This window comes from Vibrio genomosp. F10 str. 9ZD137, from assembly GCF_049974785.1.
Lineage (GTDB): Bacteria > Pseudomonadota > Gammaproteobacteria > Enterobacterales > Vibrionaceae > Vibrio.
In genome coordinates this window covers 1-11,466 of record NZ_JBNGCJ010000286.1, presented here as the reverse complement: position 1 = coordinate 11,466, position 11,466 = coordinate 1, and the positions used below count along the sequence as shown (strand labels likewise).

Sequence of the window (11,466 nt, the reverse complement as noted above, 5' to 3'; positions counted from 1 at the left end):
CGCCGCCAATAACATGCAGTTTTCCTTCCATTTCAGCCCAGCGGTCTTCGAATGGGCGAACCGATTCTTGCCCGGCACAAATGACAATCTTATCGGCATCCAATATTTTGGACTCCCCTTTTAGGGCGATATGCAATCCATCATCATCGATTTTTTGATACTGAACACCACCAAGCAAGTTGACGCCACGTTTCTCAAGCGTTCTTTTGTGAATCCAACCTGTCGTCTTTCCTGGCCCTTTGCCTACTCGGCCCTGACGTCGCTGCAACACCCAAACCGTTTTATCACTAAAAGAAGCGGGATATGGGAACAAACCGCCTGGATGGGCAATCTCTTTATCGATTCCCCAATCATGCAACCAATCTTCAAGGCTATTATCTTCTGGCTCTGTAATCATGGTCGCAATATCAATTCCAATCCCCCCTGCCCCAACAATCGCGACCTTGTTGCCAACTGGGGATTTTTCGCGAATGAGCGTTTGGTAATCGATAACCTTATCCGCGTTATCGATGCCCGAAATGTTGACCTTTCTAGGTTCAACGCCGGACGCCATCACGACTTCATCATACTCCGCTAAGTCTTCAAATGTTGCGGTGGTATCAAGGAGCAAATTCACACCGGTTGAATCAATTCGATTTGCAAAGTATCGAATGGTTTCTCTGAACTCCTCTTTCCCCGGAATTTGCATCGCCAGTCTAAATTGCCCGCCAATACGATCATTTTTCTCAATCAAATCCACACTGTGCCCGCGCTCTGCAAGCGTTGTGGCGCAAGCAAGACCTGCTGGCCCAGCACCAACGACGGCAATTCTTTTTTTGGCTGTTGCTGGTTTCACCACAATTTCAGTTTCATGACACGCTCGAGGGTTCACTAAACAACTGGCTCGCTTCCCTTTAAAGACATTATCTAAACACGCTTGATTACATCCAATACAGGTGTTGATGAACTGCGCTTTATTTTGTTCCGCTTTCAATACAAACTCTGGATCGGCCAAAAATGGTCTAGCCATCGAGACCATATCCGCTTGACCTGAGCTTAAGATTCTTTCTGCTTCTTCGGGCGTGTTAATTCGGTTACAAGTCACCACGGGGATATTCACGTACGGTTTTACTTTCTCAGTGACCCAAGTAAAGGCGCCTCTAGGCACTTGTGTGGCAATCGTTGGTATTCTTGTTTCATGCCAACCAATCCCTGTATTAATAATGGTTACACCCACCTCTTCTAGCTTTTGAGCCAGTAACACCACATCCTCAAACGTGCTGCCTTGCTCAACTAAATCCAACATCGATAATCTAAAGATGATAATGAAGTCATCACCGACTGATTTTCGGATAGAGCGAACAATCTCAAGAGGAAAACGCATACGTTTTTCATAGCTCCCTCCCCACTCATCGTATCGCATATTGGTGCGCTTACAGATGAACTGGTTAATAAGGTAACCTTCGGAACCCATCACTTCGATACCATCGTAACCCGCCAATTTTGCGAGTTCCGCACTGTTGGCAAAGGCATCGATGGTTTTTTTGATCTGGCGTGGACTCATTTCACTGGGTGCAAATTTCGCGATCGGCGCTTTCATGCCAGACGCACTTTGTGCGAACGGATGCATCGCGTAACGCCCAGCATGCAAAAGTTGCAGAGCGATTTTCCCGCCATGCTTGTGTACGGCATCCGTCACAACTTTATGAGATTGAGCATGTTTGGGTTTGCTGAATTCGGCACTAAAAGGCGTTAACCGGCCACGTAAGTTTGGAGAGAATCCACCCGTAACAATAAGTCCTACACCACCTTTTGCTCGCTCTTCGTAAAAAGCAGCCAGTTTATCTAGGCCTTTTTTGTCTTCTTCTAATCCAGTGTGCATTGACCCCATAAGAACGCGGTTTCGCAGTTGAGTAAATCCAAGATCGAGAGGCTGTAGTAAATTTGAATACATGGCTGACATCACTTCATCTATTATTATTCGTGGTCCGACCACAATATTGATAGTTAGACAATAAATCAAACAACTGTTTACATTTTTGCAACACCCATCAACATCGGGTTCGTCACCGCCTCTATCCGCTAGCCAGCGTGATAACACTGTTGTTTGAAAAATTGAGATGACGTAGGATATGAAGTTGCATACACAAACACCATCATGGACGCTGTTGGGTCAACTGCAGTGAAGATTCGATGAAAAAACTATTCAAATTTATTGGAATGATTTTTAAAGGATTATGGAAACTCATCACCTTTATTCGTCTTGCATTAACTAACCTGATTTTTATCCTCAGCCTGGCCGTTATCTACTTTTTATTCACGAGTATCGAAGCACCTACACCAACGGTAAAAGAGCAATCGGCGCTTGTACTCAATCTTTCTGGCCCGATTGTCGAGCAAAGAACCTACAACAATCCAATGGATTCGTTAACCGGCTCACTCTTTGGTCAGGAACTCCCTAAAGAGAATGTCCTATTTGATATTGTTGAAACCATCAGACATGCTCAAACGAACGACCAAATCCAAGGGATCGTGTTATCGCTGCGTAATCTTCCTGAAACCAATTTAACCAAGTTGAGATACATCGCGAAAGCACTCAATGAGTTTAAAGCGTCCGGAAAACCGATTTATGCGACTGGCGAGATATACAATCAAAGCCAATACTACCTCGCAAGTTATGCGAGCAAAGTGTATATGTCCCCTGATGGCGCCGTATTGTTAAAAGGTTACAGCGCTTATTCTCTTTACTACAAAACCTTGCTGGAAAAACTTGATGTTAATACGCATGTTTTCCGTGTAGGTACTTATAAATCGGCAATTGAACCCTTTGTCCGCGATGATATGTCTGATGAGGCAAAAGAGTCTGCCGCTCGTTGGCTCACTCAACTGTGGGGTGCTTACGTCGAGGACGTTGCGACCAACCGTCAGATTGATGCAAAAACACTGAACCCATCGATGGATGAATTTCTTGCACAGCTTAAATCTGTCGATGGCAATCTTGCAGAGCTTTCTCTTCAGTTAGGACTGGTCGATGAACTTGCCACCAGACAACAAATTCGCACCCAGCTCGCGGATGTCTTCGGCAGCAATGGCAAAGACAGTTACAAAGCCATGGGGTATTACGAGTACCGCAGCACAATGGCACCCCAATTTAATATCGAAGCCAATGATATTGCGGTTGTGGTTGCCAGTGGCGCGATCATGGATGGCGAACAGTCACGTAACAATGTTGGTGGTGACACCACAGCGAACCTGCTAAGACAAGCTCGCAATGATAACAAGGTCAAAGCGGTTGTTTTACGAGTAGACAGCCCTGGTGGCAGTGCGTTTGCTTCTGAGGTTATTCGTAACGAAATCGATGCATTACGTGCAGCAAACAAACCCGTGGTTGTGTCCATGTCTAGCCTTGCAGCCTCTGGCGGCTATTGGATTTCGATGAGCGCAGATAAAATCGTCGCTCAACCAACCACGTTAACCGGCTCCATTGGTATTTTTAGTGTCATCACGACCTTTGAGAAAGGGCTAAATAGCCTTGGCGTTTACAGTGATGGTATCGGTACCTCTCCGTTTTCCGGAGTGGGTGTCACAACGGGTATGTCGGAAGGCGCTTCCGATGCATTTCAACTCGGTATTGAACATGGCTACAAACGTTTTGTTGGGCTAGTGAGTACTCACCGTAATCTTTCACTAGACGCACTCGAAACCATTGCAGAAGGGCGAGTGTGGACAGGTAAAGATGCAATGGCACATGGACTCGTCGATAAAATGGGGGATTTCGATGACGCCATATCACTAGCAGCAGAGTTGGCGGAACTGGGGGCTTACAACGTCTATTGGGTCGAAGAGCCTTTATCTCCAGCACAGCAGTTCTTCCAAGAAATGATGAATCAGGTGTCCGTGAAGTTGAATATTGACGCTTCTACCTTGATTCCTGCTTCATGGATTCCAGACACATGGAAACCGCTGATGAACCAAGTTGCTGCCGACATGACGTTGCTGGACAGTTTTAATGATCCTAAGGGGCAATACGCCTTTTGCTTAACCTGCCAAGTTCAATAAGTGTTTCTGTCGAGTTAGATGGTAGACGCATAAGCAGATAGCTAACCAGATAGCAGAGTGCTTAAATACATAGGCTAATGATCATTGGATTGTTAGCCTATTTTATTTTCAGACCGTTCATCCGCACGACTCACTGCATTGCTCAACACCCCACTCCCTCGCCCGTTAAATAGCAGTGAAAAATAAATTCAGAACAGTAACCGATAAAATGTGCGTCAATAGATAGAATTTACCTCGAGCAAGGGTCTATAATCGCCCCCTGTTCCCAATTCACTGTACGACTTTCATCATGACAAGAAAACACATCTATATCGCCTACACTGGCGGTACCATTGGTATGCAAAAGTCTAATCACGGTTACATTCCTGTCGCTGGATTTATGGAAAAGCAATTAGCGGGAATGCCCGAATTTCACCGCCCAGAGATGCCAGAGTTCACCATTCATGAGTATGAGCCATTAATTGACTCGTCAGACATGACGCCGATGGACTGGCAACAAATCGCTAATGACATCAGTGATAATTACGATAAATACGATGGTTTTGTGATACTGCATGGAACAGATACCATGGCGTACACCGCATCAGCCTTATCGTTTATGCTCGAGAACCTAGGCAAACCCGTCATCGTTACAGGGTCGCAAATTCCCTTAGCCGAACTGCGCTCAGACGGTCAGGCCAACCTTCTTAACGCGCTGCACATTGCTGCCAACTACCCGATCAATGAAGTCACCCTTTTCTTCAATAATCAGTTAATGCGTGGAAATCGCAGTACTAAATCTCACGCCGATGGTTTTAGTGCGTTTACCTCGCCAAACATGCCGCCACTGCTTGAAGCTGGAATCAGTATTAAAGTCAGTAACGGCGTTGTTGTTGACCAAAAACCACAGGGTACCTTCAAGGTTCATAACATCACCCCACAACCTATTGGGGTCATCACCATGTACCCGGGCATTTCACACGAAGTAATCCGAAATACATTGCTTCAACCTGTGAATGCAATGATTTTGCTGACCTTCGGTGTTGGCAACGCCCCACAAAACCCGGAATTGTTAGCGCATTTAAAAGAAGCCTCTGAACGAGGTGTTATTGTGGTCAACTTGACACAATGCCTAGCAGGAAAAGTAAACATGGGTGGGTATGCGACTGGATGTGCCTTGCAAGATGCTGGTGTTATTAGTGGTTTCGATATGACTCCAGAAGCCGCTTTAGCGAAGTTACATTATTTGTTGAGCCAAGGGCTATCATACGAAGAAGTGAAAGAACAAATGCAGAAAGTGCTTCATGGTGAAATGAGTTTGTAATTCACACATCACTACTCAAAAGCAAAAAAAGCTACCTTAGTCAGACACTAAGATAGCTTTTGTTTTTTCTACTTCTTTTTTACGTGTTTTATGAACGGCTTATCATGGTGTAAAGTCGAAGACTTATCTACTTACTGTCATCACTTAGAGTTATCACTGTTTGTTCGGATTTACTCGCAAAATGTCACTTTCGTTGTTATTAAACTGCTTTTTTAGTTCAGACTTTGACTTAAAGCTGATCTCGCCTCCCGCTGCGACTGTCATATGTGGCGCGTCTACATTATGCTTAGATTGGTAAAGCATGACGGCTTGCATACATGAGTCTCGTTGAGATTGAGAAAGACGCGTACCTTCTGGCCACCTTCCAGTTTCAACAGCGTAAGTTAATCGCTGATAAACTTCTGGTGTTATCGCCTCTAATAAACTTTCAGCATCCATGTTCTACCCTTACTTAAAGAAACAGTAACAAAAATATAACGCTATCCTGTTGAGTCAAGGCTAGATAGAAAAATAAGTGTAATTGATCACAAGCGACTTTATGAAATTATCTAAACTATGCACTATTACCCTAACAGCACTCATTTTGACCGGCTGTTTCGAAATCAACAAAAATACCGATAGGCTCTGTAAAGACACGCCAGAACTTCGTTGTGAATTGCTAAACATGAATGATGGGCAGTGCCGAGTCCCTCGAACTGATCTTATCTGGCACCGATTCGAAGTGTTTAAAAACCCATCCGATGAAAACATTATTCAAGAATATGAATTGGGGCGTCTGTATCGACGTTGTTTAGAGCTGGCAGCGCAAATTCAGCCAATCGATCAAACGGAATTAAAACAGCAACGTTTTAATGCTTTGATGTATTCTGGAGAAGAATTGGAACGTATTGTTAGCCAACTTAAACAATCAGACTCACCAAAAGCACTTTACTTCTTGTGGAGCCAAATCGGAGATGAACCATCGAGAAGAGCGTTTCTTCAGCTTGAAGGCTCTGAAAAACTCCAAACCGCTGAGATGCAATATGCTCTCGCTACGTTTTACACCAATCGAAACCAGACCAAGACCATTGATCTGCTTAACCGAGCACTGGAACTGACCAAGACAGACAAGGTGAATACTGAAATCTTAAAGACGCTTGCCAGTACCTATTATCGAGTTGACAAGAAAGAACTCGCTTACATATGGGCAATGGTCGCTAAGAGTTACGATGTTGATATTGCTTCAGATAAAGAGCTTCAACTTCTTTATGGTTTTACCGAAGAAAAATACAATAGGCTAGATGATATTGCCGATTCAGTTGAGGATGCTATTCGCTCTGCCTCTTTTGATAGCAATATGATTCCCAAAGACCTGGAATAAATTGGTCATTCTCTTACATTGCATCAGGCAGCCATTCAAAATATTGTAACTATGGAACAGAAAGCGGTGACTATTCACCGCTTTTATTACTTTTGTTGAAAATTAACGACACGGAATTGACACAATAGCGCTCACCCGTTGTCGCAGGGCCATCAGGAAAAACATGACCTAAATGGCTATCACATTGGTTACATTTTATCTCTACCCGCTTCATACCGTGACTCAGGTCTTCAATGTAACGAATGGCATCGTCATTAACTGGTGCATCGAAGCTCGGCCACCCGCAGCCTGAATCGTATTTACTCTCTGAGTCAAATAACGGAGCTTGACAACACGTACACTGGTACATTCCAGTCTCTTTATTATGCAGTAACGTACCGCTAAACGGCGCTTCTGTAGCACTGAGTCTACAGACTTCAAATTCAACATCAGAGAGCTGCTCACGCCAGTCCTCATCGGACTTATTGACAAAATCCGGATTGCCTTTTTCCATAAAAAACCTCACTCACTCTCATATCTAGTACAAATTTTTATTTCTAAATACTTGCGAAAACCACTTGTTGTAGCACATACTTTCTCGCAATAACAAGGACGTTACAAAGCAATAGAACACTTTGTTATTTTAAAGCATTTTTCGATAGCTGAGTTACATACTCTCCAGTATTGAGTACAAAAAAACACCATTTGCGGCAAAATGTGAAAAAAAGCGACAGTTTTTTTTGACATTAAACAAGTAAACCCCGATTATCGGTTGCAGATGCAAACTGGATTTTGTAATTTTACTACCAGTTATCTTTATTCAGAAATTAAGTTGTGGAGCAACATAATGACTATCAAAGTAGGTATTAACGGTTTTGGCCGTATCGGTCGTTTCGTATTTCGTGCAGCGCAGGAGCGCAACGATATCGAAGTAGTAGGTATTAACGATCTAATCGACGTAGAGTACATGGCTTACATGCTTAAGTACGACTCAACTCACGGCCGTTTCAACGGTACTGTTGAAGTTGAAGGCGGAAACCTAATCGTTAACGGTAAAACTGTACGTGTAACAGCTGAGCGCAACCCTGAAGATCTTAAATGGGATGCTATCGATGTAGACGTAGTTGCTGAAGCAACGGGTCTTTTCCTAACAGACGAGACTGCACGTAAGCACATCACTGCTGGTGCTAAGAAAGTTGTTCTTACTGGTCCTTCTAAAGACGCAACTCCAATGATCGTTATGGGTGTTAACCAAAACACTTACGCTGGTGAAGATGTTGTTTCTAACGCTTCTTGTACGACTAACTGTCTAGCACCTGTTGCTAAAGTTCTTAACGACAAGTTCGGTATCGAATCTGGTCTTATGACTACAGTTCACGCTACTACAGCGACTCAAAAAACTGTTGATGGTCCTTCTGCTAAAGACTGGCGCGGTGGCCGTGGTGCTTCTCAAAACATCATCCCATCTTCAACTGGTGCTGCTAAAGCAGTAGGCGTTGTTCTTCCAGAACTAAACGGCAAACTAACTGGTATGGCTTTCCGCGTACCAACTGCTAACGTTTCTGTAGTTGACCTAACCGTTAACCTTAAGACTCCAGCTTCTTACGAAGCAATCTGTGCTGCTATGAAAGAAGCATCTGAAGGCGAGCTTAAAGGTGTTCTAGGTTACACTGAAGACCAAGTTGTATCACAAGATTTCATCGGTGAAGTTCAAACTTCAGTATTCGATGCTAAAGCTGGTGTTGCACTAACTGACACATTCGTTAAAGTTGTATCTTGGTACGACAACGAAATCGGTTACTCAAACAAAGTTCTTGACCTAATTGCACACATCTCTAAGTAATTAGATTTGTAAGTAACTAGTAAAGCTTGTTTGTGAAAATAAGATTTAAAAGAAGGCGGCTCTTGAGTCGCCTTTTTGTTATCTGTATTTTGTGAATAAATTACAGCCCCATATCTCGTTCTAGAACCTATCTACGATTCGATATCAGACTGTCATTTTCTCTCATTGAGGACAAATTAATGGATTTATTATCTCTACCCACTCTTACCGTGCTCTCCGATAACATCACTGTTGTTGAAATAGAAGGCATCAAAGTGCTACGTGTCATTCACGATAAAGCAACGGCAGGCATTGCACTGCACGGCGGGCATGTCATTTCATTCCAACCAAACGGTCAAGAAGACCTTATTTGGATGAGTGACAACGCCATTTTCGATGGCAAAGCTGCACTAAGGGGTGGTATCCCTGTCTGTTGGCCATGGTTTGGCCGAGTCGCCGCACCGGCTCATGGTTTTGCTCGAACCTCTGAGTGGTCTTTGATTGAACACCGAGAAAATGAGAATGGCGTTATTATTAGCCTTGGACTAAAAGCAAACCAACAGACACTTTCAATTTGGCCTCATCAATTTGATGCTCGACTGAATATTGAGGTTACCGATACGCTAAAAGTCACGCTTGATGTCACCAACACAGATGATCATGCTTGGATGTTCTCAGGTGCTCTTCATACTTACCTGAACCTGGGCAATATCCATGAAGCAAGTACAACAGGGGCTGGAAGCGAATACATTGATAGCTTGCAAGAAGACAAAGTTTGTCATGATGAAAAGCCCCTTGTGCTCACTGATACCATTGATCGTGTTTATACAAAACCTTCACCGTCGATTGAAGTAAAAGACTTAAAACTTCAACGTACTATTCAGGTTCAAAATGAAGGACATAACAGCGCAGTACTTTGGAACCCTTGGGCAGAAGGCGCAGCAGGAATGGGCGATATGACCAACGATGGGTATCTTCGTTTTTTATGTGTTGAGTCGACGCTTCATGCACCAACCATCAATACAGGTAAAACCTTACAACCAAACGAAAACCACCAACTTATTACCATTCTTTCTATTAAGTAGTAGAAATAGTGCGAGTAATCAAAAAGAGCAGCAATCGCTGCTCTTTTTATTTTTAATCATAACCGCTAGACTTACCGTTCTTGCTACTCTTTTGAGGTCATTATGGCTTACCAGTGCCCCCTTTGTCACCGTCCGCTTCATCAAGATCAGCGTACTTTCGCCTGTGACAACAACCATCGTTTTGATTTAGCCAAAGAAGGTTATGTCAACCTCATGCCTGCTCACCATAAGCGTTCTAAAGATCCTGGCGACAATAAAGAAATGATGCAGGCTCGTCGTTCATTCCTGCAAGCTGGGTATTATGAGCCAATGCGCCAAGCTGTCGCGGCGTTATGTCAGGAGCAAGTTGAGTCAGAGCAAGCCCACTTACTTGATATTGGATGTGGCGAGGGCTATTACACCGATCAAGTTGCCACATCACTCAAACAGACACGCCCGCAAGCGCAAATCTACGGCTTAGATATTTCAAAAGTGGCTATTCGCTACGCGGCAAAACAGTATCCGCAATGCGATTTCAGTGTTGCATCCAGTCATCGACTGCCTTTTGCCGACCATTCACTAGACGCTATTTTAAGAATTTACGCACCTTGCAAAGCCGAAGAATTGTCGCGTTGCTTAGTCGATTCAGGAAAAGTGATCACGGTTTCGCCAGCGGCGAGGCACCTATACCAGCTCAGGAAAAAGATCTATACCGATGTTCACCTTCATAGCGAGGAAGAAGAGCATTTAGAAGGGTTTGATTTAGTGCATCAACAGAAACTGAATTACACCATGGAACTTGCAAAAGGTGATGGATTACAACTACTGCAAATGACACCGTTCGCATGGAAAGCCACAGAAGAATTAAAAGCAGAACTGGCCAAACTTGATGTTTTTCAGTGTGAAGCAGATTTCATTTTTCGTGTGTATAAAAAACGATAGCCAAATCGCAAAGTTCACTCAATATTCGGATATTACGTAAAAGGTCAATAAACACGCAAAAATAGGCTTGATTTTTGCTTAACTGATAGTCATACAAATTATGGATAATTTTACACAAGTTTTTCATACCTTGGTCGATATACTGATTGTAGGCGTGTAAAGGAGAGATGTATGACACCAGTAGGAATGGAGCCAGCCAAGCTGACCCAAGCCCAACAGGTCAAGCCTCAAAATAGCCAGGCAACCGAAAACAAGGGCCCTGCCCCACTAAAAGTCGAACAAAATAAAGTCACGCTGTCCGAAGAGGGCAAGGCTTTGCTCGCTGCGCTTAAGGAGCTCGAAAAAGAAGGCACTGAGTCTGAAAAGACAACCACGTCAAAAGTCGAGTCTTTTGCTCACGGTGCTTTGGGGATGGATCACCCCGATAAAATTAAAGAAGAGGACGATGGGTCTTATTCAGCGGGGCAATACCTTTCCGCTGCGGCAACCATTGGCGGCATTCTCTTAGCTATTTTATAACGTTTTACCTTAATAGAACGTTTTTATTGATAGATCGTTCAATTCGTTACAAGCGAACTTCTAGTCATTGATCGACGATGAATCAGATTTGTCATCACGACAAAGGACCTGATTTGTCCTCAAAATCGAGTTCCCTCCATAATCCTTGCCTCAATTTTTATGGAGCAACACTCGTGAAACACGCTTTTGAGCTTATCGATAAGCCCACTTTTTTTGGTGCCATTGCACTTCTACTCTCGATAGTCTTCCCGCTAATACTGTTTCCTGATCAAGGCGCGGATTGGATAGCGATCGCTAAGACATTTATGACCGATCAACTCGGTTTTCTTTACCTCGCTCTTGGCTTAACAGCGTGTGCTTTTATGGTCTACGTTATCTTCAGCGATATGGGCCAAATCAAATTAGGTGACGCTGACGAAAAGCAGATCGGAAGAGCGGT

The 11,466-nt window shown here is 43.7% G+C and carries 11 protein-coding genes; 8 read left to right on the top strand and 3 right to left on the bottom strand.

Features of this window, described 5'->3' with window-relative positions:
* Window positions 1-1,942, bottom strand: a 1,942-nt coding sequence (locus ACP45E_RS05010; protein ID WP_069584764.1) for an NADPH-dependent 2,4-dienoyl-CoA reductase, incomplete at its 3' end; no start/stop codon positions are given.
* A gap of 230 nt (window positions 1,943-2,172) precedes the next feature.
* On the opposite strand from ACP45E_RS05010, the gene sppA reads away from it, so the two are divergent.
* Complete coding sequence (sppA, locus tag ACP45E_RS05005; RefSeq protein WP_017036933.1) at window positions 2,173-4,038, top strand: signal peptide peptidase SppA; 1,866 nt, start codon at window positions 2,173-2,175, stop codon at window positions 4,036-4,038.
* A gap of 289 nt (window positions 4,039-4,327) precedes the next feature.
* Complete coding sequence (gene ansA / locus ACP45E_RS05000; RefSeq protein WP_017034001.1) at window positions 4,328-5,341, top strand: asparaginase; 1,014 nt, start codon at window positions 4,328-4,330, stop codon at window positions 5,339-5,341.
* Window positions 5,342-5,494: 153 nt separating this feature from the next.
* On the opposite strand, the gene ACP45E_RS04995 is transcribed toward ansA, so the two are convergent.
* On the bottom strand, window positions 5,495-5,779 hold the full coding sequence (locus ACP45E_RS04995) for a YeaC family protein (protein ID WP_017034002.1): 285 nt from the start codon (window positions 5,777-5,779) through the stop codon (window positions 5,495-5,497).
* A gap of 100 nt (window positions 5,780-5,879) precedes the next feature.
* Here ACP45E_RS04995 and ACP45E_RS04990 point away from each other — a divergent pair, with 100 nt between their 5' ends.
* Window positions 5,880-6,701 (top strand): DUF2989 domain-containing protein, encoded by an 822-nt coding sequence (locus tag ACP45E_RS04990; protein WP_017036934.1) that lies wholly within the window; start codon window positions 5,880-5,882, stop codon window positions 6,699-6,701.
* 70 nt (window positions 6,702-6,771) lie between these two features.
* Here ACP45E_RS04990 and msrB read toward each other — a convergent pair whose 3' ends face one another.
* A complete protein-coding gene (msrB, locus tag ACP45E_RS04985; RefSeq protein WP_017034004.1) occupies window positions 6,772-7,194 on the bottom strand; it encodes a peptide-methionine (R)-S-oxide reductase MsrB in 423 nt (140 codons plus the stop codon).
* A 333-nt stretch (window positions 7,195-7,527) separates the two neighbouring features.
* Here msrB and gap point away from each other — a divergent pair, with 333 nt between their 5' ends.
* The 5 genes from gap to ACP45E_RS04960 all read left to right on the top strand — a co-directional run.
* On the top strand, window positions 7,528-8,523 hold the full coding sequence (gene gap, locus ACP45E_RS04980; RefSeq protein WP_017034005.1) for a type I glyceraldehyde-3-phosphate dehydrogenase: 996 nt from the start codon (window positions 7,528-7,530) through the stop codon (window positions 8,521-8,523).
* A gap of 179 nt (window positions 8,524-8,702) precedes the next feature.
* Window positions 8,703-9,587, top strand: a complete 885-nt coding sequence (locus ACP45E_RS04975; protein ID WP_017034006.1) for a D-hexose-6-phosphate mutarotase — start codon at window positions 8,703-8,705, stop codon at window positions 9,585-9,587.
* Window positions 9,588-9,689: 102 nt separating this feature from the next.
* Window positions 9,690-10,508: a 23S rRNA (guanine(745)-N(1))-methyltransferase gene (rlmA, locus tag ACP45E_RS04970; RefSeq protein WP_017036935.1), complete on the top strand. Its 819-nt coding sequence runs from the start codon at window positions 9,690-9,692 to the stop codon at window positions 10,506-10,508.
* Between the two features lie 171 nt (window positions 10,509-10,679).
* On the top strand, window positions 10,680-11,027 hold the full coding sequence (locus ACP45E_RS04965) for a hypothetical protein (protein WP_017034008.1): 348 nt from the start codon (window positions 10,680-10,682) through the stop codon (window positions 11,025-11,027).
* 173 nt (window positions 11,028-11,200) lie between these two features.
* Window positions 11,201-11,466: BCCT family transporter (locus tag ACP45E_RS04960; protein ID WP_198927689.1), on the top strand; the 266-nt coding region annotated here is incomplete at its 3' end.